Source organism: Leifsonia sp. P73 (assembly GCF_051059105.1).
Lineage (GTDB): Bacteria > Actinomycetota > Actinomycetes > Actinomycetales > Microbacteriaceae > Leifsonia.
Genome location: NZ_CP194931.1, coordinates 879879 through 902687, shown reverse-complemented (window position 1 = coordinate 902687; position 22809 = coordinate 879879). Strand labels below are relative to the sequence as shown.

At 71.1% G+C, this 22809-nt stretch carries 24 protein-coding genes; 17 read left to right on the top strand and 7 right to left on the bottom strand.

Annotated features, from left to right (window positions below; all coding sequences use genetic code 11):
• Window positions 1-11 precede the first annotated feature (11 nt).
• From crtI to ACQ86L_RS04575, 4 genes are read left to right on the top strand one after another with little or no spacing between them, the layout of a single operon-like run.
• Window positions 12-1643, top strand: a complete 1632-nt coding sequence (gene crtI / locus ACQ86L_RS04590; RefSeq protein WP_434317864.1) for a phytoene desaturase family protein — start codon at window positions 12-14, stop codon at window positions 1641-1643.
• Window positions 1640-1969: a lycopene cyclase domain-containing protein gene (locus ACQ86L_RS04585; protein WP_434317863.1), complete on the top strand. Its 330-nt coding sequence runs from the start codon at window positions 1640-1642 to the stop codon at window positions 1967-1969. The genes crtI and ACQ86L_RS04585 overlap by 4 nt, the downstream gene beginning before the upstream one ends.
• Window positions 1966-2355: a lycopene cyclase domain-containing protein gene (locus tag ACQ86L_RS04580; RefSeq protein WP_434317862.1), complete on the top strand. Its 390-nt coding sequence runs from the start codon at window positions 1966-1968 to the stop codon at window positions 2353-2355. Before ACQ86L_RS04585 ends, ACQ86L_RS04580 begins: the two co-directional genes overlap by 4 nt.
• Window positions 2352-3230 carry a prenyltransferase gene (locus tag ACQ86L_RS04575; RefSeq protein ID WP_434317861.1) on the top strand — a complete coding sequence of 293 codons (879 nt, stop codon included), beginning with the start codon at window positions 2352-2354 and terminating at the stop codon, window positions 3228-3230. The genes ACQ86L_RS04580 and ACQ86L_RS04575 overlap by 4 nt, the downstream gene beginning before the upstream one ends.
• Here ACQ86L_RS04575 and ACQ86L_RS04570 read toward each other — a convergent pair.
• Entirely contained in the window at window positions 3227-3610 is a 384-nt protein-coding gene (locus tag ACQ86L_RS04570) for a glyoxalase superfamily protein (RefSeq protein ID WP_434317860.1), read from the bottom strand. The genes ACQ86L_RS04575 and ACQ86L_RS04570 overlap by 4 nt on opposite strands.
• Window positions 3611-3722: 112 nt before the next feature.
• On the opposite strand from ACQ86L_RS04570, the gene ACQ86L_RS04565 reads away from it, so the two are divergent.
• Both ACQ86L_RS04565 and ACQ86L_RS04560 read left to right on the top strand, forming a co-directional pair.
• Window positions 3723-4670 (top strand): J domain-containing protein, encoded by a 948-nt coding sequence (locus ACQ86L_RS04565; RefSeq protein WP_434317859.1) that lies wholly within the window; start codon window positions 3723-3725, stop codon window positions 4668-4670.
• Window positions 4671-4703: 33 nt separating this feature from the next.
• The gene (locus tag ACQ86L_RS04560) at window positions 4704-5093 is read left to right on the top strand and encodes a VOC family protein (RefSeq protein WP_434317858.1); all 390 of its coding nucleotides are present in this window, start codon (window positions 4704-4706) and stop codon (window positions 5091-5093) included.
• Here ACQ86L_RS04560 and ACQ86L_RS04555 read toward each other — a convergent pair.
• The 4 genes from ACQ86L_RS04555 to ACQ86L_RS04540 form a co-directional block, all read right to left on the bottom strand.
• Window positions 5090-5899, bottom strand: a complete 810-nt coding sequence (locus ACQ86L_RS04555) for a DUF72 domain-containing protein (RefSeq protein WP_434317857.1) — start codon at window positions 5897-5899, stop codon at window positions 5090-5092. The genes ACQ86L_RS04560 and ACQ86L_RS04555 overlap by 4 nt on opposite strands.
• Window positions 5899-6261, bottom strand: a complete 363-nt coding sequence (locus tag ACQ86L_RS04550) for an RNA-binding S4 domain-containing protein (RefSeq protein ID WP_434317856.1) — start codon at window positions 6259-6261, stop codon at window positions 5899-5901. Before ACQ86L_RS04550 ends, ACQ86L_RS04555 begins: the two co-directional genes overlap by 1 nt.
• The gene (locus ACQ86L_RS04545; RefSeq protein ID WP_434317855.1) at window positions 6258-6743 is read right to left on the bottom strand and encodes a hypothetical protein; all 486 of its coding nucleotides are present in this window, start codon (window positions 6741-6743) and stop codon (window positions 6258-6260) included. Before ACQ86L_RS04545 ends, ACQ86L_RS04550 begins: the two co-directional genes overlap by 4 nt.
• A 79-nt stretch (window positions 6744-6822) precedes the next feature.
• The gene (locus ACQ86L_RS04540) at window positions 6823-8124 is read right to left on the bottom strand and encodes a DUF1295 domain-containing protein (RefSeq protein ID WP_434317854.1); all 1302 of its coding nucleotides are present in this window, start codon (window positions 8122-8124) and stop codon (window positions 6823-6825) included.
• A gap of 63 nt (window positions 8125-8187) precedes the next feature.
• Here ACQ86L_RS04540 and ACQ86L_RS04535 point away from each other — a divergent pair, with 63 nt between their 5' ends.
• The 4 genes from ACQ86L_RS04535 to ACQ86L_RS04520 all read left to right on the top strand — a co-directional run bounded on the left by ACQ86L_RS04535 (window position 8188) and on the right by ACQ86L_RS04520 (window position 10701).
• Complete coding sequence (locus ACQ86L_RS04535) at window positions 8188-8817, top strand: CDP-alcohol phosphatidyltransferase family protein (RefSeq protein ID WP_434317853.1); 630 nt, start codon at window positions 8188-8190, stop codon at window positions 8815-8817.
• 60 nt (window positions 8818-8877) lie between these two features.
• A complete protein-coding gene (locus tag ACQ86L_RS04530) occupies window positions 8878-9327 on the top strand; it encodes an FHA domain-containing protein (RefSeq protein ID WP_179609324.1) in 450 nt (149 codons plus the stop codon).
• A gap of 7 nt (window positions 9328-9334) precedes the next feature.
• Window positions 9335-10030, top strand: coding sequence for a transcriptional regulator FtsR (ftsR, locus tag ACQ86L_RS04525; RefSeq protein WP_434317852.1), 696 nt, complete (start codon window positions 9335-9337; stop codon window positions 10028-10030).
• A 119-nt stretch (window positions 10031-10149) separates the two neighbouring features.
• The gene (locus tag ACQ86L_RS04520; protein WP_345834675.1) at window positions 10150-10701 is read left to right on the top strand and encodes a MerR family transcriptional regulator; all 552 of its coding nucleotides are present in this window, start codon (window positions 10150-10152) and stop codon (window positions 10699-10701) included.
• 74 nt (window positions 10702-10775) lie between these two features.
• Here the strand turns inward: ACQ86L_RS04520 and ACQ86L_RS04515 are convergent, their stop codons facing one another.
• A complete protein-coding gene (locus tag ACQ86L_RS04515; protein ID WP_370057281.1) occupies window positions 10776-11585 on the bottom strand; it encodes a ParA family protein in 810 nt (269 codons plus the stop codon).
• 79 nt (window positions 11586-11664) lie between these two features.
• Here ACQ86L_RS04515 and ACQ86L_RS04510 point away from each other — a divergent pair, with 79 nt between their 5' ends.
• The 5 genes from ACQ86L_RS04510 to ACQ86L_RS04490 all read left to right on the top strand — a co-directional run bounded on the left by ACQ86L_RS04510 (window position 11665) and on the right by ACQ86L_RS04490 (window position 19027).
• The gene (locus tag ACQ86L_RS04510) at window positions 11665-15069 is read left to right on the top strand and encodes a pyruvate carboxylase (RefSeq protein ID WP_434317851.1); all 3405 of its coding nucleotides are present in this window, start codon (window positions 11665-11667) and stop codon (window positions 15067-15069) included.
• 242 nt (window positions 15070-15311) lie between these two features.
• A complete protein-coding gene (locus tag ACQ86L_RS04505) occupies window positions 15312-16517 on the top strand; it encodes an AAA family ATPase (RefSeq protein ID WP_434317850.1) in 1206 nt (401 codons plus the stop codon).
• 46 nt (window positions 16518-16563) lie between these two features.
• Window positions 16564-17055 (top strand): peptide deformylase, encoded by a 492-nt coding sequence (def, locus tag ACQ86L_RS04500; protein WP_434317849.1) that lies wholly within the window; start codon window positions 16564-16566, stop codon window positions 17053-17055.
• Window positions 17056-17073: 18 nt separating this feature from the next.
• Window positions 17074-17922: an NAD-dependent epimerase/dehydratase family protein gene (locus ACQ86L_RS04495; protein WP_434317848.1), complete on the top strand. Its 849-nt coding sequence runs from the start codon at window positions 17074-17076 to the stop codon at window positions 17920-17922.
• Between the two features lie 154 nt (window positions 17923-18076).
• Window positions 18077-19027: a hypothetical protein gene (locus tag ACQ86L_RS04490; RefSeq protein WP_434317847.1), complete on the top strand. Its 951-nt coding sequence runs from the start codon at window positions 18077-18079 to the stop codon at window positions 19025-19027.
• Here the strand turns inward: ACQ86L_RS04490 and ACQ86L_RS04485 are convergent.
• Window positions 19024-20844, bottom strand: a complete 1821-nt coding sequence (locus tag ACQ86L_RS04485) for an AMP-dependent synthetase/ligase (protein ID WP_434317846.1) — start codon at window positions 20842-20844, stop codon at window positions 19024-19026. The genes ACQ86L_RS04490 and ACQ86L_RS04485 overlap by 4 nt on opposite strands.
• 162 nt (window positions 20845-21006) lie before the next feature.
• Between ACQ86L_RS04485 and ACQ86L_RS04480 the strand changes: the two genes are divergently transcribed.
• On the top strand, window positions 21007-21954 hold the full coding sequence (locus tag ACQ86L_RS04480; RefSeq protein WP_434317845.1) for an ROK family glucokinase: 948 nt from the start codon (window positions 21007-21009) through the stop codon (window positions 21952-21954).
• Window positions 21955-22016: 62 nt separating this feature from the next.
• Entirely contained in the window at window positions 22017-22778 is a 762-nt protein-coding gene (locus ACQ86L_RS04475) for a lysophospholipid acyltransferase family protein (RefSeq protein WP_434317844.1), read from the top strand.
• Window positions 22779-22809: the final 31 nt, after the last annotated feature.

The following is a 22809-nucleotide window of genomic DNA, read 5'->3' as shown; positions in this document are numbered from 1 at the left end:
CGGAACGGCCGATGTCCGCCGATCGGGTCGTCATCGTCGGGGGAGGGATCGCCGGGCTCGCCACCGCGGCGCTGCTCGCGCGTGACGGCCGCCGGGTCACCCTCCTCGAACAGAACAGCGCGCTCGGCGGCAGGGCCGGGCTGTGGGAGGCGGACGGGTTCCGCTTCGACACCGGGCCGTCGTGGTACCTGATGCCGGAGGTGTTCGACCACTTCTTCCGGCTTCTCGGCACCAGCGCCGCCGAGCAGCTCGACCTCGTCACGCTCGACCCCGGCTACCGCCTGTTCGCGGAGTCCGGCGAGGCCCCGCTGGACGTTCGGGCCGACGGCCGGGCCAACCGCGCGCTGTTCGAGAGCGTGGAGCCCGGCGGCGCCGCCGCGCTCGACCGCTACCTGGCGAGCGCGGCCGAGACCTACCGCCTGGCGGTCGACCGCTTCCTCTACGCGACGTTCGCGACCCCCGGCCCGCTGCTGGACCCCGCCGTCCTCCGCCGAGCGGGGAGGCTGGCGCGGCTCCTCCTCGAACCGCTCGACCGGTACGCCGCAGACTTCGTGCGCGACACCCGGCTCCGCCAGCTGCTCGGCTACCCCGCGGTCTTCCTCGGCACGTCGCCCGGCCGGGCGCCGAGCATGTACCACCTGATGAGCCACCTCGACCTCGACGACGGCGTGCGCTACCCGCTGGGCGGATTCGCCGAGCTGATCCGGCGGATCGCGGCGCTCGCCGAGGCCGCGGGCGCGGAACTGGTGACCGGGGCGCGGGTGACGGCGATCCGGACGGAGCACGGACGCGGACGGCGGGCGCGCGCGACGGGCGTCGAGTACGTCGATGCCGCGGGACACCGCCGGGTCTCGGACGCGGAGGTCGTGATCTCGGCCGCCGACCTCCACCACACCGAGACCGAGCTGCTGCCGCCGGCGCTGCGGACGCATCCCGAGCGCAGCTGGGACCGCCGCGACCCCGGGCCCGGCGCCGTGCTCGCGATGCTCGGCGTCCGCGGGCACCTCCCGGAGCTCACCCACCACAACCTCTTCTTCACGACCGACTGGGAGGCCGGCTTCGCCCACATCGACGGCGCCCGCCGCGGGTGGGGCCGGGGGACGGTCATCCCCGATCCCGCGTCGCTCTACGTCTGCAAGCCGAGCGCGACCGACCCCGGGGTCGCGCCCGAGGGCACGGAGAACCTATTCGTGCTGGTCCCCGTCGCCGCCGATGTCTCGATCGGCCGCGGCGGGGTCGACGGCGCCGGCGACCGGCTCGTGGAGAAGACCGTCGACGCGGCGATCGCGCAGGTCGGCGACTGGGCGGGCATCCCCGACCTCGCCGACCGGATCGTGGTGCGCCGCACGATCGGGCCGGACGACTTCGCGCACGACGTCAACGCCTGGATGGGCGGAGCGCTCGGACTCGCCCACACCCTCCGGCAGAGCGCGTTCCTCCGTCCGGGCAACGCCTCCAAGAAGGTCGACGGCCTCCTCTACGCCGGGTCGTCCACGATCCCCGGGATCGGCCTCCCCATGTGCCTGATCAGCGCCGAGCTCGTCCTCAAGCGCCTGCGCGGCGACGTCACCGCCGCGCCGCTGCCGGCGCCGCTGCGGCCGGCGACCGCGGGTCCAGTGAATGCCGGGGAGCGCGTCCCGTGAGCGTCGCATACCTCGTCTGCCTGCTGGTCTCGCTCGGCGCGCTGGTGCTGCTCGACCGGAGATTCCGGCTGGTCTTCTGGCGCGGCGGCGCCGCTCGGAGAACCGGACTGGTGCTCGCGGCCGGGGTGGTCTTCTTCCTGGCCTGGGACGTGCTCGGCATCGCGCTGGGCGTCTTCGCCCGCGGCCGGTCGCCCTTCATGACCGGGATCGAGCTCGCGCCGCAGCTCCCGCTAGAGGAGCCGGTCTTCCTGGCGTTCCTCTGCTACCTGACGCTCGTGGCGCTGTTCGGGACGCGCGCGCTGCTGGACCGGAGGGAGCGCCCATGACTTATCCAGTACTCAGCACCTACCCGCTCCTCAGCGCCGCCTTCCTCGCGCTCGCCGCGGCCGTGCTCGTCGCCGGTCTCGTGCGTGCACCGGACCGGGCGCGCCTCGTCGCACGCTGGACCGTCCCGGCCGTCGTCACGGGCGTGCTGTTGGTGGTGCTCACAGCCGTCTTCGACAACCTGATGATCGCCGCCGGCCTGATGACCTACGCCGCCGCCGCGATCTCCGGCGTGCACGTCGGCCTCGTCCCGGTCGAGGACCTCGCCTATCCGATCGCCGGGCTCCTGCTGCTCGCGGGCCTCTGGCTGCTGCTGCGACCGAGGCCGGGGGAGTCGGAGTCGGCCGGCACAGCGCAGTCCCGCACGCACGATCGGACCAGCCGATGACCACCGCCGTCGCCCCGTCCGCCGCCCGCCGGCTCCTCCTCGCCTCGCGCCCGCTGAGCTGGATCAACACCGCCTTCCCGTTCGCCGCGGCATACCTGGTCACCACCGGCCGGGTCGACGCCGTGCTCGTCGTCGGGACGCTCTACTTCCTCATCCCGTACAACCTGGCGATGTACGGGGTGAACGACGTGTTCGACTACGAGTCCGACCTGCGCAACCCGCGCAAGGGCGGAGCGGAGGGCGCCCTCCTCGACCCGGGCGTCCATCGCCGCACGCTCGTGGCCGCGGCAGTGACGAACCTGCCGTTCCTGGCCTTCCTCGTCGCGGTCGGCCCGCCGCTGTCCTGGCTGGTCCTCGGCGCGAGCGTCTTCGCCGTGCTGGCGTACTCGGTGAGGGGGCTGCGATTCAAGGAGGTCCCGTTCCTGGACTCGGCGACGTCCAGCTTCCACTTCGTCAGCCCGGCGCTCTACGGGCTGGTGCTCGCCGGCGCCGTCTTCACGCCGGGGCTCTGGCTGCTGCTGCTGGCGTTCTTCCTGTGGGGCGTCGGCAGCCACGCGTTCGGCGCCGTGCAGGACGTCGTGCCCGACCGGGAGGCCGGCATCGCCTCGATCGCGACCGTGCTCGGCGCCGCCCGCACCACGCGGCTCGCCGTCCTCGCCTGGGCCGCCGCCGGCGTCGCCATGCTCGGCACCGCGTGGCCGGGACCGCTCGCCGCCGTGCTCGCCGTGCCGTACGTCCTCACCGCCACGCCGTACTGGTCGGTCCCCGACGAACGCGCGAGCGCCGCCAACCGGGGCTGGCGGCGCTTCCTCTGGATCAACTACGCGTGCGGGTTCGTCGTGACCCTGCTCCTGATCGCGTACGCGCTGGGCTAGCGGTTCTGCGGCACGAGCTGCTGGAGGGTCCAGCCGTTCCCGTCCGGGTCGGTGTAGGTGACGAACCGCCCCCACGGCTGGTCATCGACGCCCTGCGCCTCGATCCCGTTGCCGCGCAGGTGCTCGAGCGCGGCGTCGGCGTCCGGGATCACGATCTGCAGCCCCTTCATCGTGCCGGGCGCCATGTCGGTCAGCCCCTCGCCGAACGCGATCGAGCAGGCCGAGCCGGGAGGCGTCACCTGCACGAACCGGAGCGTGTCGGAGACGCGCTGGTCGAAGTCCGCGTTCCAGCCCAGCTGGTCCACGTAGAACGTCTTGGCCCGGTCCACGTCGGTCACGGGGACGATGATGAGCTCGATGCGCCAGTCGCTGATGGTCATGATTCCTGCCCTTCCGGTTGGTGTGAGACCAGGCTATGACCGCATGCGGTCACATTCCGTCCTCAATCGAAATCGAGCGAATTCGCGGATCCGCCCGCTACTCTCGTGAACCATGAGTGACAGTCCCGCAGCGCCGAGCGCCTACGAGGTGCTCGGGGTCAGCGCGACCGTCAGCCAGGAGGAGCTGCGCCGCGCCTACCGCCGGCTCGCCCGGCTCACGCACCCCGACACCGGCGGCACCGCCGAGGCGTTCCAGGCCGTGCAGTTCGCCTGGGAGCAGGTCGGCGACCCGGAGGACCGCGCGCGCTACGACCGCGGCGAGTCCCTGGTGGTGGACGCCGTCTCCGGAGAGTCGGGCGGCGGCGGCTTCAGCGCGACCGTGCACCCCACCCGCTCCTCGGGCCGCGGGCCGACCGTGCGCGCGCGCAGCTACGGCCATCCCGGCGGCCGGGCCCGCGAGCGCTTCCTGACTCTGATGCGCGAGTGGATGGGCCGCGGCACCGACCTCGCCGACCCGTACGATCCGGCGCTGGTGCGCTCCGCTCCGCGCGAGATCCGCCTGCTGCTGGCGGAGGCGCTCGCCGAGGAGGCGACCGCCCGCGCCGTCTCCGGCCTCGGTATCGGCTTCACGATCTGGAACGACGTGGCCGTGCACCCGGCGACCGACGCCAAGCTCGACCACATCGTCCTCGGCCCTGCCGGCCTGTTCGCGATCCGCTCCGCCGACTGGGGCGCCCCGGTCAAGCTGGCGAAGGGCGAGCTGGTCGGCCCCGGGATCGCGCACGACGAGGAGCCCTTCCACGAGCTCCACAACTCCGCGAAGAGCTTCGGCCGCCAGGCGGGCGTGCGCTTCACCGGCCTGATCGTGGTCGTCCCGGACGACGCCCTCACCGTCCCGCTCGATGTCGTGCAGCGCGGGAGGCTGGCCGGAGCGACGGTGGTGCGTCGCTCGCTGCTGCCGAAGATCCTCCGTGACGGGGCCGACGCCGCGGGCCGCGCGAGCGTCGACCGCGCCTTCGAGTTGCGGCCGCGGCTGCAGGAGGCCGTGCGCTTCGTCTAGACGCCGTGCCGGCTCCGGGGCAGAGTTGGCGGCATGGTCAACGCTATCGACATCTTCAGCGGTTTCAGCGTCAACGACATCGACGCCGCCCGCGACTTCTACCGCGACGCCCTCGGCCTGTCCGTAACGGAGGGTCCCGGCGGCAACCTCGACCTCGCCCTCCCGAGCGGAGGCCACGTGTTCGTCTACCCGAAGCCGGACCACACCCCGGCGAGCTTCACCATCCTGAACCTGGCGGTGGACGACATCGACGCCGCCGTCGACGACCTGAACGCCAAGGGCGTCGTCACCAAGATCTACGACGACGACGACCTCCACACCGACGAGAAGGGCATCGCGCGCGGCCGCGCCGTGAACCGCGGCCCGGACATCGCGTGGTTCCGCGACCCGGCGGGGAACGTCATGTCGGTGCTGGCGGGTTAGCGCAGCCGCCCCAACAGCCCCATCGCGTCGTACGGCGCCCGCACCTTCAGGTCGTTGTCGAAGTACGCGTACACGTCCAGCCCGTCGGCCAGCCGCGCCCGCAATTCGCCGGCCCAGCGGTCGAGCGCCTCCTCGGTGTACCCGCTCGCGTACAGCTCCTCGTCGCCGTGCAGGCGCACGTACACGAAGTCCGCGGTCGTCTCGCGCAGCACCGGATAGCGCCCGGCCGTGTCCGCGAGCACCACGGCGACGCCGTGCGCGCGGCACGTACGCGGGAAGGCCGGGTCGGTGAAGCTCGGGTGCCGCGCCTCCACCGCGTGCCGGAGCGGGCGGTCGTCCGCGCCGGAGTAGTCCGTCCGGTCCTGCTCCAGGGTCGTGTCCGCCGCCAGCGCCCGGGCCTCCGCGGCGGTCTTCGGCAGCATCCCCAGGAACGCGTCCAGCGCCTCCGCGTCGAACTGCAGGTTCGGCGGGAGCTGCCACAGCAGCGGGCCGAGCTTGGGCCCGAGGGTCAGCACCCCGGAGGCGAACAGGTTGGCCACGGCCGTCCGCGCGTTCTTCAGGCGCAGGATGTGCGTGATGTAGCGGCCGCCCTTGACCGAGAACACGAAGTCGTCCGGCGTGCTCGCCGCCCAGGTGCGGTAGCTGGAGGGCTTCTGCAGCGCGTAGAAGCTGCCGTTGAGCTCGATCGAGTTCAGCCGCTCCGCGGCGTACTCCAGCTCGGCGCGATGCGGCAGGCCCTTCGGGTAGAACACGCCGCGCCACGGCGCGTACGTCCACCCGGAGATCCCCACTCGCGCCACCGGCATCAGCGGTCCCGGAGCTGGTCGAGCAGGCGCCGGTCCCGCTTGGTCGGGCGGCCGGCCCCGCGCTCGCGGGTGACATCCGACGGCGTCTCGGCCTTCGGTGGCGGCGGAGGCGTGCGGTCCTCGAAGCACTCGGCCGCGACGGCGGCGCCGACGCGCTTCACGATCAGCTTCCGCGCGATGTAGATCTTCTCGGAGCCGCCGACGAAGGCGCGCACCTCGTCGCCCACCTTCACCTGCTGCGACGGCTTCGCCCGGTCTCCGTTCACCTTCAGGTGCCCGGCCTTGCAGGCGTCGGAGGCCGCCGAGCGGGTCTTGTAGAGCCGCACCGCCCACGCCCAGGCATCGACGCGGACGCCGGTCATCGCTGGAGTGCGGGCTCCCCGGCCCGCTCGGGCGCGGCTTCCTCTTCGGCGAGCTGCGCCTTCCACTTCACGAGGCTGCGAACGGTCCTGCTCCGATCCTTCGCCAGCGTCTCCATGACATCGGCGGGCACGTAATAGTTGACCGCGACCCAGCCGCGCACCGTCTCCGACCGCTCGCCCGCCAGCGCGCGCAGGATGTCGCACGGCGTCGCCTCGTTCTTCGCGACGCAGCCCCGCACGCCCTCGTCCGGATCCTGTGCGAGCGCCTCGAACAGGTCGACGGGCGTGTTGTAGCTGGAGGCGACTGCCTCCCGGATCTTCGGGTTCGGGTCCGCCGCCAGCAGCCGCAGCCGCCGCAGCTTGCTCTCCGTGAACTCCGGCGCCGGGTGCAGCGCGGCGGCCTCCTCCGCGGTCAGCATCGCGGGGCTGTGGTCGCGCATGGCCTGGCGCTGGGCGGGGGTGTTGAAGCGGATGCAGGACATGGACTCAACGGTACGCGCTGGATCCATCGAAAGGTGGAAGCAGCTCCCAGCCGCGTCGCGTTACGGTAAATGCATGGATTCACTGCTCCGACGGCTCGACCGGATCGCGGGCGGACGCCACGCCGGTTACACCGTCCCGGAGGAGGGGCGCGACCACCCGCGGACGCGCCGCGCGTTCGTCGTCATCGCCTGGCTGCTCGTCGCCGAGCTTCTCGTCGGCACCACCGCCGTCGTCATCGCCTCGGTGCTCACGCTCGACGGCGCGCCGGTCCCGTTCGCGGTCTGGATGCGCTCCGTCGTCGTGCTCGGCATGACCGTCACGCTGTTCTACTTCGCCTGGCGCGCGCAGAAGGGCTACTACTGGGCCTACTCGCGGCTGCGGCTGTTCTCCAAGATCTTCCCCGTCGTCACGCTCGTGATCGCGGCGATCCCCGGCCTCTACCCGTTCTGGATGGTGACCGAGCAGATCGTGTTCAGCCTGATCCTCATCGGCGTGGCCGACTACCTCGACTCCGACCACATGCGGGAGGCCTTCCCACGTCCGGCGCGCGCCGTCACGACCGCGCCGTGACGGCCTCCCGCCGCGGCGCGGGAACCACGGCACGATCGGCGACGTGCGGCGCTGATACTCCGCGTACTCCGGGTAGCGCGACCGCGAGATGCTCTCGGTGAAGACCGTCGAGCCGATGAAGAGGCCCGTGAGCAACAGCGGCCCGATCACCGTCCACTGCAGCAGCGAGCCGGCGGCGACGCAGCCGAACAGGAAGACCACCCACCACTGGGCCTGCTCGCAGAAGAAGTTCGGGTGCCGGGAGTAGCGGAACAGCCCGGTCTGCAGGAAGCGCGGGCTCGGCTGGCGCCCGGCGGCGACCTCGGCCTTCTTCCACCGGTGGAACGCCCACTGCTGCTGGTCGGCGATCGTCTCGCCCGCGAGCAGCACCAGGAACAGCACCGCGCACACGAGGTCGAAGCCGTTCAGCGGCGTCGGGTGCTGGAACGCAGTCCAGGCCGGCAGCGCGATCAGCAGGAGCAGCACGTTCTGGTAGATCACGATGAAGAACAGGTTGAAGACCGCGAAGACGCCACGGCCCATCCGGCCGCGCAGCACCTCCCAGCGGTAGTCCTCGCCGCCCGGCGCGTAGCCGCCCTTGCGGGCGAAGTTGAAGGTCAGCCGCGCGCCCCACAGCGTCACGAGGCCGGCCATCAGGTCGAGCCTGGCGTCCTGGAGGCCGGCGGCGATCGCGAACACCCAGACGTAGACGACGGGCACGACCGACCAGATCCGGTCCACCCAGGAGTGCTCGCCCGTGATGAGCGACAGCACCCAGGTCGCGGCGCATACGCCCGCGAGGATCCAGAGGCACACGAAGAAGGTCTCCACGCCCCACATCCTAGGGTCGCAGACCTCCCTCGACGGGAGGACCACGGTCAGTAGAGTGGAATCGTGGATGCAGTCGGCGCGGTGAGCTCGCGCGTGTGGACGATCCCGAACGTCCTCAGCTTCTTCCGGCTGGCTCTGGTGCCGGTGTTCCTGGCGTTCGTGATCACGGGGGAGGACGCTCTCGCCCTCCTCGTCCTCGTCGTCTCCAGCATCACCGACTTCCTCGACGGCTGGCTGGCCCGCAGGCTCAACCAGGTGTCCCGGCTCGGGCAGCTCCTCGACCCTGCCGCCGACCGCCTCTACATCTTCGCCGCCCTGGTCGGCCTGGCCTGGCGGGAGGTCATCCCCTGGTGGCTGGTGGCGGTGATCCTCGCGCGCGACGTCATGCTGGCGGTGCTCGGGGTGATCCTGGCCAACCACGGCTTCGGCCCGCTGCCGGTCCACCACCTCGGCAAGGTCGCCACGTTCTGCCTGTTCTGCGCCCTCCCGCTGCTCATGCTGGGGGAGGCGTTCGACCCGCTCGCGCCCTTCTCGCTGCCGCTCGGCTGGGCCTTCGCGCTCTGGGGAGCCTTCCTCTACTGGTGGGCCGGCATCGTCTACATTCGGGAGACCGCCCGGGTCATCCGCCTTCCGGCCGATGACAGCGGGCCACATTCCGATAGGCTTGACCACGAGGAGGTTGACGGTGCCTGACGAGAACTACCCTGGATGGGCTTCTGCTGCCGATGACGACGGCCGCGACGCCGAGAACCCCTGCGCGACGCCGCGACGGGGAACGAGGACACGACCGCGCGCTTCGGCGAGGAGTTCATCTCCAAGATGTTCCCCATGGACGGGGAGATCAGCCCCGAGGAGCAGGAGGCGATCGCGGCCCTGCCGTCCGGCTCGGCCCTGCTCATCGTGCGGCGCGGTCCCAACACCGGCGCGCGTTTCCTCCTCGACGCCGACGTCACGAGCGCGGGTCGCCACCCGAACGCCGACATCTTCCTCGACGATGTGACCGTCTCGCGCCGGCACGCGGAGTTCACCCGCCGCGGCACGGCCTTCGAGGTCCGCGACCTGGGCTCGCTCAACGGCACGTACTACGACGGCGTGCGTATCGAGAGCGCGCTGCTCAGCGACTCGTCCGAGGTCCAGATCGGCAAGTTCCGGCTCACGTTCTACGCCTCACGGCAAGACCTCGCCGCCGCGGCGAAGAACTAACGAGCCAGTGGCCCGGCAAGCAGCGAGGGCGCACACGGCCTCGCCCGCACTGCTCTCGATCGGCCAGGTGCTGGCGCGCCTGACCCCCGAGTTCCCGGACCTGTCGTCGTCCAAGCTGCGTTTCCTGGAGGAGCGCGGGCTCATCTCGCCGTCGCGCACGGCGTCGGGCTACCGCAAGTTCTCGCCCGCCGACGTGGAGCGGCTGCACACCGTGCTGGCGATGCAGCGGGACAACTACCTCCCGCTCAAGGTCATCAAGAAGTACCTCGCCGCGGTCGACGCGGGCGAGAACCCTGCGCTGCCGGGAGGCGCGCGCGATGGCTCGTCGATGCTCCCGGCCGGCCGCCGCTTCAAGCGCGACGAGCTGCTCCGCGAGGCGGGCGCGTCGCCCGAGCTGCTGCAGGAGGCCGTCAGCGCGTCGCTGATCGTGCCGGCCGAGGTCTACGGCGAGGAGACGCTGACGGTGCTCCGCGCGCTCGCCGAGCTGTCCCGCACCGGCATCGGCCCGCGCCACCTGCGCGGCTTCCGCGCCGCGGCCGAGCGCGAGATCGGGCTGATCGAGACCGCCCTCGTGCCGCTCGCGCGCCGCAAGGACGTGACGGCCGGACCGCAGACCGCCGAGCTCGCCCGCGAGATCGCAGGGCAGCTGGACGTCGTCCGCGGCAGCATCATCCGGGCCGCGCTGACGCGCCTCCAGCCCTGACCGGCTCGACACGCCGAGGACGTTTTCCGGATGTCGTTGCCCGGCGACCGGGGGATGGGTACCGTGGTTGAAGCGCCTCATCATGAAGCGCACGATCCGTCAACCGAGGGGCAGTCATCATGAGCGAACTGAGTCGTGACAACGACGCCGCCCGGTACGACCTGGGGCTGTTGTTCACCGACGGCCTCCCCGAGATGGACGACGCCAACGGCTACCGCGGCGCCGTCGCGGCCCGCGCGGCCGGCATCTCCTACCGCCAGCTCGACTACTGGGCGCGCACCGGCCTCGTGGAGCCCACGGTCCGCGGCGCGGCCGGTTCCGGCTCGCAGCGCCTCTACGGCTTCCGCGACATCCTCGTGCTCAAGCTGGTCAAGCGCCTCCTCGACACCGGCATCTCGCTGCAGCAGATCCGCACGGCCGTCAACCAGCTCCGCGAGGCCGGCGTCAACGACCTGGCCCAGACCACGCTGATGAGCGACGGAGCCAGCGTCTACCTGTGCACGTCGAACGACGAGGTCATCGACCTGGTCAGCCGCGGCCAGGGCGTCTTCGGTATCGCCGTCGGCAAGGTCCTCCGCGAGGTCGAGTCCTCGCTGGTCGAGCTCGACACCCAGGGCGACGACCTCGACGAGCTCGCCGCCCGCCGAGCCGCCAAGTCCAAGGCCTCCTAGCTGCCCGCGAGGCGGCGCATTCTCCGCCGTCTCGACGAATTCGAGGCGATTTTGCGCCGTCTCGAACGTGAAGGTCAGTTACCTGCGACCGCGTACTCGCCGATTTTGGCTGTGCGGAGGACGCGCTCCAGGAGCAGGTCGAAGTTGTGGGCCATTTCCTGCGCGCTTTCACCCGGCCAGACGTGCAGCGGCTTCGCGGCGCCCTGCGCCTGCTGAAGCGACGTGCGCTCGGGGAGCTGCGGGGCGAGCACCAGCGGGCCGAACATGTCGCGCAACTCCTTGATGCGGAACTGGTGCTCCAGCGACTGCACGCGCGCGCGGTTGACGATGATGCCGAGCGGCTGGAGGCGCGGCGAGAGGCCGCGGCGGATCTCCTCGATCGCACGCAGCGCGCGGTCGGCGGCGGCCACCGAGAACAGGCCGGGCTCGGTCACGACCGCCACGCGGTCGCTGGCCGCCCAGGCCGTGCGGGTGAGCGCGTTCAGCGACGGGGCGCAGTCGATCAGCACCAGCTCGTAGTCGTGTTCGACGTTGGCCAGCGCCTCCTCGAGCTTCCAGATGTCACGGATGCTCGGGTGCGGTCCGTCGAAGTTGATCGCGGACGGGCTGCCGATCATCACATCGACCTTGCCCGCGCGGCCCCTGGTCCAGCCGGAGGGCGCGATCGCCGCACGGACGATCTTCTCCTTCGGGGAGGCGAGCACGTCGGCGACGTTGAGGTGACCGGCGACCTGGATGTCCATGCCGGTCGAGACGTCGGACTGCGGGTCGAGGTCGACGACCAGCGTACGGAGCCCTTTCGCGAACGCCGCCGAGGCCAGACCAAGTGTCACCGTGGTCTTTCCGACACCGCCCTTGAGGGAACTAACGCTGAGTACGTGCACGACAGCCACGTTACCTTCACTAGTCTTGGACTACCTAACCGTTTGCTGTGTGGTGCCGACCCCTGCTCGAAAGGTCCCCATGTTCCGTAAGATCCTCGTTGCCAATCGCGGTGAAATCGCCATCAGGGCCTTCCGCGCCGCCTACGAACTGGGCGCCGCCACGGTCGCCGTCTTCCCCTACGAAGACCGCAACTCGATGCACCGGCTGAAGGCGGATGAGGCCTACCAGATCGGCGAGCCCGGGCACCCGGTGCGCGCGTACCTGGATGTGCAGGAGATCATCAGGGTCGCCAAGGAGTCCGGCGCGGACGCGATCTACCCCGGCTACGGCTTCCTCTCCGAGAACCCCGAGCTGGCCGAGGCGGCCCGCGCGGCGGGCATCGCGTTCATCGGCCCGCGCGCCGAGGTACTGGAGATGGCGGGCAACAAGGTGACGGCCAAGGAGCACGCGATCGCCGCGGGCGTCCCGGTCCTCAAATCCACCCCGCCGTCGCGCGACATCGAGGAGCTGCTCGCGGGAGCCGACGCGATCGGGTTCCCGATCTTCGCCAAGGCGGTCGCGGGCGGCGGCGGCCGCGGCATGCGCCGGGTCGCCACCAAGGAGGAGCTGCGCGGGTCGCTGGAGGAGGCCATGCGCGAGGCCGACAGCGCGTTCGGCGACCCCACCATGTTCCTGGAGCAGGCCGTCCTGCGCCCGCGCCACATCGAGGTCCAGATCCTCGCCGACTCCACCGGCGACACCATCCACCTGTTCGAGCGCGACTGCTCGGTGCAGCGCCGCCACCAGAAGGTGGTCGAGATCGCTCCGGCTCCGAACCTGTCCGACGAGATCCGCCAGTCCCTCTACCGGGACGCCATCGCCTTCGCGAAGTCCATCGGATACGAGAACGCCGGCACGGTCGAGTTCCTGCTCGACACCGCGGGTGACCGTGCGGGTGAGCACGTCTTCATCGAGATGAACCCGCGCATCCAGGTCGAGCACACGGTCACCGAGGAGATCACCGACGTCGACCTCGTGCAGTCGCAGATCCGGATCGCGGCGGGGGAGACCCTGGCCGAGCTGGGACTCAGCCAGGACACGGTGCAGATGCGCGGCGCGGCGCTCCAGTGCCGCATCACCACGGAGGACCCGACGGCCGGGTTCCGTCCCGACACCGGCAAGATCACCACGTACCGCTCGCCCGGCGGCGCCGGCATCCGCCTCGACGGCGGCACGATCAACCCGGGCGCCCAGATCAGCCCGCACTTCGACTCGATGCTCGCCAAGCTCATCACCCGTGGCCGCGACTTCCCGGCCGCCGTGCTGCGCGCGCGCCGTGCGCTGGCCGAGTTCCGCGTCCGCGGCGTCGCCACGAACATCCCGTTCCTGCAGGCGGTCATGGAGGACCCGGACTTCATCGCCGGCAACGTCTCCACCTCCTTCATCGAGGAGCGTCCGCAGCTGTTCAAGGGCCGCGAGTCCAAGGACCGCGGCACCAAGGTGCTCAACTGGCTGGCCGACGTCACCGTCAACCAGCCGAACGGCCCGCGCCCGGAGGTCGCCGACCCGGTCGAGAAGCTGCCGCGCCTCGACCTGAGCGTCCCCGCCCCGTCCGGCTCGCGCCAGAAGCTGCAGGAGCTGGGGCCGAAGGGCTTCGCCGAGGCGCTGCGCGCGCAGACCGCCCTCGCTGTCACCGAGACCACCTTCCGGGACGCGCACCAGTCGCTGCTCGCGACCCGCGTGCGCACCAAGGACCTCCTGGCCGTCGCGCCCTACGTCGCCCGGCTCACCCCTGAGCTGCTGTCGGTGGAGGCCTGGGGCGGCGCGACCTACGACGTCGCGCTGCGGTTCCTCGGCGAGGACCCGTGGGAGCGGCTGGCGTCGCTGCGCGAGGCGCTGCCGAACATCAACATCCAGATGCTGCTGCGCGGCCGCAACACCGTCGGCTACACCCCGTACCCGACCCAGGTGACCGACGCGTTCGTGCGGGAGGCCGCGGCGACCGGCGTCGACATCTTCCGCATCTTCGACGCGCTCAACGACGTGTCGCAGATGCGCCCGGCGATCGAGTCGGTGCTGGCCACCGGCTCCTCCATCGCCGAGGTGGCGGTCTGCTACACCGCCGACCTGCTCGACCCGGCGGAGGACCTCTACACGCTCGACTACTACCTGCGCCTGGCGGAGCAGATCGTGGAGTCCGGCGCGCACATCCTCGCGATCAAGGACATGGCCGGCCTGCTGCGCCCGGCCGCCGCCGAGAAGCTGGTGGCGGCGTTCCGCGAGCGGTTCGACCTCCCGGTGCACGTCCACACGCACGACACCCCGGGCGGCCAGCTCGCGACGCTGCTCGCGGCCTCGCGCGCCGGCGCCGACGCGGTCGACGTGGCCAGCGCGCCGATGGCGGGCACCACCAGCCAGCCGAGCGCGTCCGCCCTGGTCGCGGCCCTGGCCCACACCGAGCGCGACACCGGCATCTCGCTGACTGCGGTCGAGGACCTCGAACCGTACTGGGAGGCCGTGCGCCAGGTCTACCGCCCGTTCGAGTCGGGCCTGCCCGGCCCCACCGGCCGCGTCTACAAGCACGAGATCCCGGGCGGCCAGCTCTCCAACCTGCGCCAGCAGGCCAAGGCGCTCGGCCTCGCGGAGGACTTCGAGCTCGTGGAGGACATGTACGCCGCGGCCAACCGCATCCTCGGCCGCATCCCCAAGGTCACGCCGTCGTCGAAGGTCGTCGGCGACCTCGCCCTCCACCTCGCGGCCGTGCGGGCCGACCCGGACGACTTCGCCGAGAACCCGCAGAACTACGACATCCCGGACTCGGTCGTCGGCTTCATGGCCGGCGAGCTGGGCGAGCTGCCCGGCGGCTGGCCGGAGCCGTTCCGCACCAAGGTGCTGGCGGGCAAGACCGTCAAGGTCGGCGTCGAGGACCTGCCCGCCGCCGACGCGGAGGCGCTGGAGGGCTCCAGCGCCGAGCGCCGGGCGACGCTCAACCGCCTGCTCTTCCCGGCTCCCACGCGCATCTACGAGCAGATCCGGGAGCTCTTCGGGGACCTGTCCGTGGTCGACTCGATCGACTACCTCTACGGGCTCTCCCCGGTCGAGGAGCACGTCATCGAGTTCAGCAAGGGCGTGCGGCTCTACATCGGCCTGGAGGCCATCGGCGAGGCCGACGACAAGGGCATGCGCACGGTCATGACCACGCTCAACGGCCAGCTCCGGCCGGTGTTCGTGCGCGACCGCAGTATCACGGTGGAGACGAAGGCGGCCGAGAAGGCCGACTCCGCCAAGCCCGGCCACGTGGCCGCGCCGTTCTCCGGCGTCGTGACGCTGCACGTGGTCCCCGGCGACACCGTCGCCGCGGGCCAAGCCGTCGCGTCGATCGAGGCTATGAAGATGGAGGCGGGGATCACCGCCCCCGTCGCCGGCACGATCGAGCGCCTCGCCATCCCGAAGACCCAGCAGGTGGACGCGGGCGACCTCCTGGTCGTCATCACCCCGGCCTGACCGGCCTCGTCCGCAGCGCTCTCCGCCCGCGCGGGGAGCGCTGCGGCGCGTCCGGCGCGGACCGCTCGCTGTCGACGCGGGCGGCCGCCCGGTAAACTGTCGCAGTCGCCGCCGTCGAGCGGCAGGAGGAGTGCAAGCGTGGCAGACAAGCCGGAGGAGCCGGAACACGGCGACCTCGCCAAGGGCGTCGAACCGGCGTTCAGGCCGTCCCCCTCGACATCGACACCAAGCTGACCATCGCCGTGGATCTGCCTCCCGCTCCGCCGCAGGAGGTGCCGGAGGACGAGGCCGCCGTCGCGATCGACGAGGTCCCCGTCGACCCGGGCTTCGTCGCATCGCCGACCGAGCCGACCACGATGTCCGTCGCCATCGTCGCCTCGCGGCTGGCGACCGGTCCGACGCCGACGCAGGAGGACACCGCCCCGGACGGCGTCGTGCCGCTGCCCGGCCATGACGCCTACGCCCAGTCGCGCCGCGACCGCCTGCGCGGCGAGCACTCGCCGCAGCCCGAGCCGGCCGCGATGCTGACCGCCGACCGGCTGCTGGAGGTCAACCGCAAGACGCGCCCGGGTCCGGAAGGGCCGTGGCAGCGCTTCGTCTACAACACGACCTTCCGCATGGTGAACCTGGGCGACTCGGCCAAGGTGCGCGCCCGCAAGGAGCTCGACCACCGCATCCAGAAGCAGTTCGAGGGCGGCACGCGCTTCGTGCCCGTGCTCACCCGCAAGGGCGGTGTCGGCAAGACCACCGTCACCACCCTGCTCGGGATGGCGCTGGCCGACGCGCGCGAGGACCGCATCATCGCGGTCGACGCCAACCCCGACCGCGGCACGCTCTCCGAGCGCGTCCCCAAGCAGACCCGCGCGACCGTGCGAGACGTGGTGCACAAGGCGGCGAGCATCGGCGGCTTCACCGACTTCTCCGCGCTCGTCTCGCGCGACGAGACCCGGCTCGACATCCTCGCCTCCGACACCGACCCGATGCTTTCGGAGGCGTTCGACGAGAACGACTACAACGTCGTCGCCGACCTGGCCGCCCGGTTCTACTCGATCGTGCTGACCGACTGCGGCACCGGCATCGTCCACTCGGTGATGCGCGCCACCCTGCAGCGCGCGGACGAGATCGTGATCGTCTCCGGCGGCAGCGTGGACGAGGCGCGCCTCGCGTCCGAGACCCTCACCTGGCTGGAGGCGAACGGCTACACCGACCTGGTCCGCAACGCCGTCGTCGCCCTCAACACCGCCACGCACGCGACCAACCTGGTGAAGCTCGAGGAGATCGAGTCGCACTTCCGCTCGCGCGTGCGCGAGATCGTCCGCATCCCGTACGACCCGCAGCTGGCCGCCGGCTCCGTGGTCAACTGGAAGGACCTCAAGCCCCTGACCAAGCTGTCCGCCCGGGCTCTCGCCGCGCTCGTGGTGGAGGGCCTGCCCGCCGAGCGCGCCTGATCCGCTCCCGTCCCACCCCGCGCATCCCGCGCCCGAGGAGATCCCCGTGACCGAACGTCAGATCCGCCTGTTCGGCGACCCCGTCCTGAAGACCCCGTCCGCGCCCGTCGGCGACATCGACGAGGGCGTCCGCGGCCTGGTCGAAGACCTGATCGACAGCGTCATCCCGCCGGGCCGCGCGGGCGTCGCCGCCCCGCAGATCGGGGTCGGCCTCCGGGCGTTCAGCTACAACGTGGACGGCGAGGTCGGCTACATCATCAACCCGGAGCTCGTGGAGGTCTCCGGCGAGCCCGAGCTGGTGGACGAGGGCTGCCTCTCCGTGCCCGGCCTGTGGTTCAAGACCGCCCGCTACCCGTTCGCTCGGGTCCGCGGCGTCGACCTGGACGGCAAGGAGATCGAGCTCAGCGGCACCGGTGTGATGGCGCAGGCGCTGCAGCACGAGACCGACCACCTCGACGGCAAGCTCTACCTCGACAGGCTCGACAAGGACACCCGCCGCGAGGCCATGCGCCAGGTCCGGGAGAGCGACTGGTTCTGAGTCCGTAGACTCGCCTGTATGGACATCGCAGTCACCGGAGGATCGGGCAAGCTCGGGCGCACAGTCGTCCGCGAACTACGCGCGGCGGGTCACACCGTCGTCAACCTGGACGCGACGGGGGAGCGCGGCCCCGGCTTCGTGCGCGTCGACCTGACCGACTACGGCCAGACCATCGACGCGATCCTCGGGGTCGACGACGCGCACGGCGGCTTCGACGCCATCGTGCACCTGGCCGCGATCCCGGCGCCGGCGATCCTGAGCGACGTCGCCACGTTCCACAACAACATCCGCGTCACCTACAACGTCTTCCAGGCCGCGCGCCGGGCCGGCATCAAGAACATCGTCTACGCCTCCAGCGAGACCGTGCTCGGCCTCCCGTTCGACGTGCCGCCGCCCTACATCCCGGTGGACGAGGACTACCCGGCCCGCCCGGAGTCCACCTACTCCCTCGTCAAGCACCTCGAGGAGCAGATGGCGATCGAGCTCGTGCGCTGGGACCCGTCCCTGAAGATCGTGGCGCTGCGCTTCTCGAACGTGATGGAGCCGGCCGACTACGCCGCCTTCCCGTCGTACGACGCGGACGCCCGCGGCCGCAAGTGGAACCTCTGGGGCTACATCGACGCCCGCGACGGCGCCCAGGCCATCCAGAAGGCGCTGGAGTGGGACACCACCGGCTTCGACCGCTTCATCATCGCCGCCGCCGACACTGTCATGACCCGCCCCAACGCGGAGCTCGTCGCCGAGGTCTTCCCCGGCGTCCCGCTGAAGCGCGACGACCTCGACAACAACGACACCCTCCTCTCCATCGACAAGGCCCGCCGCCTCCTCGGCTACGCCCCCACGCACTCCTGGCGCGACCACCTCTAGCGCGCCGCGATTTGTGCCGAATGGCGTGAATGGCGCCACTATTCGCGCCATTCGGCACGAATCGCGCGTGCGCGGAGCGTTGGGGATAACCGTGGTGCTCCACAGATTTGTGGGACTGGGGGCGCGACACGCGGCACCGCCCCGACTATGGAGGATGCGTACTCCACAGCCTCTGCCCGATTCGCTTCGCGGGGTCTCCTTCACGCCCGCCGACGCGCGGCGATCAGGTGTCGCCCGCTCGCGGCTGCGGGCGCGCGACCTCCGGCATCCGTTCCACGCGATCCACCTCTCGGACGAGCCGGCCAGCATCCACGAGCTCTGCGCCGCATATCTCCCGCGGATGGTCGAAGGCGCATGGTTCAGTCATCAGACGGCGGCCGCCCTCCTCGGCGCACCGCTTCCCGCTCTGCCGGAGAGCGAACTGCTTCACGTCTCCGTCGCCTTCCCGCGCTCTGCGCCGAGAGGCCGGGGCGTCGTCGGGCACAGTCTCGGGATGCTCCGCGGCACTCTCGTCGACGGGCTGCCGATCAGCGTCCCCGCGCACGTGTGGTGCCAGCTCTCGGGCGTGCTCGCCCGCGAAGATCTCGTCGCCGTCGGCGACTACCTGGTCGGCGCGCGTGGACGACCTCCCCTGGCCGACCTGGTGGAGCTCGTCGCAGCTGCGGCCGACCTGCATCGCACGAAAGGGGGCCGCGCCCGGATGTGGGCATTGCCGCGCATTCGTGCGGGAGCCGACTCACGGCCCGAGAGCCTGCTCCGACTGTTTCTCGAGGATCGCGGCTACGGCGCGTTGGAAGTGAACGCGCCCGTGCACGTCCGCAGTGGACGGCTCGTGTTGCATCCGGATCTCAGCATCCCGAACCGGCGAGTCGCCTTCGAATACGAGGGGGACGGGCATCGTGTCGATCGGCGACAGTGGCACGCCGACATCGAGCGGCGCGATCTTCTCGAGACCGAGGGGTGGCGCGTCGTCCGCGTCACCGCCAAGGACCTCTTCGAGGGTCGCGAAGCGTTCGCGCGTCGCCTCGCAGAATTCGTGCCGAATGGCGCGAATGGCGGCGCCATTCGCGCCATTCGGCACGAATCAGGAGGGCGAGAGCCCTAGTGGGCCAGCGAGATGCCCTGCGTGCTGGGGTTACCGCTGTAGACGCCGTCGATCACGTCGGCGAAGTCGGCGAGGATCACGTTGCGCTTGATGCTCAGCTTGGGCGTCAGGTGGCCGCTGGCCTCGGTCAGCTCCGTGGCGAGGATGACGAACTTGCGGATGCTCTCGGCGCGGGAGACGTCCTGGTTGGCCGTGTCGATCGCGCGCTGGATCTCGGCGTTGACGGCCGGGTTCACGGACGCCTCGGCGAGAGTCATGTCCTTGTCCTCGCCGTTGTTCGCCAGCCAGGTCGGCAGCATCTCGGTGTCGAGCGTCACCAGCGCCGCGATGAACGGCTTCTGGTCGCCGACGACGACCACCTGGCCGACCAGCGGGTTCGCGCGGATCGGGTCCTCCAGCGCGGCGGGGGAGACGTTCTTGCCGCCGGCGGTGACGATGATCTCCTTCTTGCGGCCGGTGATGGTGAGGTAGCCGTCGGCGTCGAAGGAGCCGAGGTCGCCGGTGCGGAACCAGCCGTCGTCGAACGCCGCGGCGGTCGCCTCCGGGTTCTTCCAGTACTCCTTGAAGACGTTCACGCCCCTGACCTGGATCTCGCCGTCGGCGGCCAGGCGCAGGTCCACGCCGGGCAGCGCCGGCCCGACGGTGCCGATCTTGAACATGTCCGGCCGGTTGACCGTCGCGGGCGCCGTGGTCTCGGTGAGCCCGTAGCCCTCCAGGATCTTGATGCCGAGGCTGTGGAAGAAGTGGCCGAGGTGGGAGCCGAGCGGCGCCGAGCCGGAGACGGCGTACTTCACGCGGCCGCCCATCGCGGCGCGCAGCTTGGAGAACACCAGCCGGTCGTAGAGGGCGAACTTGAGCTTGAGGCCGAACGGCACCGAGCCGGCCTCGACGGCCTTGGAGTGCTCGACCGCGACCTCGGCGGCGGCGCGGAAGATCTTGCCGCGGCCGCCGGCCTCCGCCTTCTGCTCGGCCGAGTTGTAGACCTTCTCGAACACGCGCGGGACCGCGAGCAGGAAGGTCGGCTTGAAGCTCGCGAGAGCGGGCAGCAGCTGCTTGGTGTCGGCCTGGTGGCCCACCTTCACGCCGGCGGTGACGCACAGCACGGCGATGAACCGGGCGAACACGTGGGCGGTCGTGATGAAGAGCAGCGTGGAGGCGCCCTCCAGGACTTCGCCGAGCGCTTCGGTGGCGTTGCGCGACAGCTCCACGAAGTTGGAGTGCGTCAGCACGCATCCCTTGGGGCGGCCGGTGGAGCCGGAGGTGTAGATCAGGGTGCCGATGTCCTCGCCGCGGGCCAGGTTCCTGCGTCGCTCGATCTCGGCGTCCGGGACGTCGACACCGGCGGCGGCGAGCTTGTCGAGGTCACCCAGGTGGAGCTGCCAGACGTCCTGGATGAGCGGGAGGTCGGCGTGCACCTCGTCGAACCGGGAGAACATCTCCGCGGTCTCCAGGATGACGGCCTTCGCGCCCGAGTCGGACATGTTCCACTGCACCTGGGCGGGAGAGGACGTCTCGTAGATCGGCACGAGCACGGCGCCGGCGAACCAGACCGCGAAGTCGATCAGGCTCCACTCGTAGCGGGTCTTGCACATCAGGCCGATCATGTCGCCCGGCTGGATGCCGGCGGCGACCAGGCCCTTGGCGAGCGCGACGACCTGGCGGTGGAACTCCGCCGCGGTCACGTCCCTCCAGGCGTCGCCGTCCGGGACGCTGAACAGCGCGGCGTCCGGAGAGGCGGCGACCCGCTGCACGAGCAGGTCCGTGGCGTTGGCCTCCGGGTCGGCAGGGACGACTGCGGGGGTTTCGAACTGGTTCACGGTAGCTCCCTCGATACCGGGCGGGCGGGTAATCGGGCCGAATCGCTCCGGCTCGCAGTGGTTGATTACACTCTAGATGGTGCGGCAGGGAGTCTCCCGAGACGGCCCGGTCCGCGCACCCCACCTTCGCCCGACCCACGCCCATCCGGAAGGGGCCCGCCTGTGCATGCCATCGGAATCGACATCGGCGGGACCAAGATCGCCGGAGCGGTCGTCGACGAGCTCGGCGCGATCGTCCGCGAGGACCGCGTGCCGACCGACGCGACGCGCCCGGAGGAGATCGAGAACGCCGTCGTCGCGATGATCGAGCGGCTGTCGGACGGGCCGGAGCAGATCGCAGGCGCGGGCGTCGCGGCCGCCGGCTTCATCGACGCGGCCCAGTCGACCGTGTACTACGCGCCCAACATCAACTGGCGGCACGAGCCGTTCCGGGAGAAGCTCGAGAAGCGCATCGACATCCCCGTGCTCATCGAGAACGACGCCAACGCGGCGGGCTGGGCGGAGTTCCGCTACGGGGCCGGCCGCCTGGTCAGCGACATGGTCATCCTCACCATCGGCACCGGCGTGGGCGGCGCGATCGTCAGCAACGACCGGTTGTTCCGCGGCGGCTTCGGCGCGGGAGCGGAGATCGGCCACATGCGCGTGGTGCCGGGCGGCCTGCCCTGCGGCTGCGGCGCGCACGGCTGCATCGAGCAATACGGCTCCGGCCGGGCGCTGCAGCGGATGGCCAACGAGCTCGCCGACGCGGGCGGCATCGGGCAGTCCCTCGCCGACATCCGCACCAGGAAGGGCGAGCTGAGCGGCGCCGACATCTCCGGGCTCATCATGGCGGGCGATCCCGGCGCGCTCGCCGCCCTGCGCCAGCTCGGCGACTGGCTCGGCCAGGCCTGCGCGAGCCTCGGCGCCATCCTCGACCCGCAGCTGTTCGTCTTCGGCGGCGGCGTCGCACAGGCGGGGGAGCTGCTGCTGGAGCCGATCCGGCAGGCCTACCTGGAGAACCTTCCGGCGCGCGGCTTCCACCCGGAGCCGGAGTTCAGGATCGCGGAGCTGGTCAACGACGCCGGGGTGGTCGGCGCGGCCGACCTCGCCCGCCTGCACGCGGCGCTCTGACGCCCGTCGTGCCGTGAGCCGGTCCTCCCGGTGAGGGGAGCGGGGCACTAGGCTTTCGATCGATGTTCTACTGGCTGATGAAGAACCTGATCGCGGGGCCGCTGCTCCGGGGCGTCTTCCGTCCCTGGGTCGTGGGGCTGGAGAACGTCCCCGCGGACGGCGCGGTCATCCTGGCCAGCAACCACCTGTCGTTCATCGACTCGATCTTCCTGCCGATCGTCGTCGATCGGCACGTCTCCTTCCTCGCCAAGAGCGACTACTTCACCCGGCGCGGACTGAAGGGCTGGGCGACCAAGGCCTTCATGAACGCCACCGGCCAACTCCCCATCGACCGCTCGGGAGGCAAGGCCTCCGAGGCCTCGCTCAACACCGGCCTCGCGGTCCTGGCGCGGGGCGAGATCCTCGGCATCTACCCGGAGGGCACCCGCAGCCCCGACGGCAAGCTGTACCGCGGGCGCACGGGCGTCGCGCGGATGATCCTGGAGGCCGGCGTCCCCGTCGTGCCCGTGGCGATGATCGACACCGCGGAGATCATGCCCATCGGCCGCCGCATCCCGCGGATCGGCCGGATCGGGATCATCATCGGGGAGCCGCTCGACTTCTCCCGGTTCGAGGGCATGGAGGGGGACCGCTTCATCCTCCGCTCGGTCACCGACGAGATCATGTACGCGCTGCACGCCCTGGGCGAGCAGGAGTACGTCGACGTCTACGCCAGCACGGTCAAGGAGAAGCGCGCGGCGCTCGCCGACCCGGCCTCCCCGCCGCCGGTCGCGGTCCCGTCACAATCCGCCCCCACGGCGCCGGAGGCCCGTCCGGCGCGATAGGCTCGGTTATCCCAATCCACCCGACCGAGCG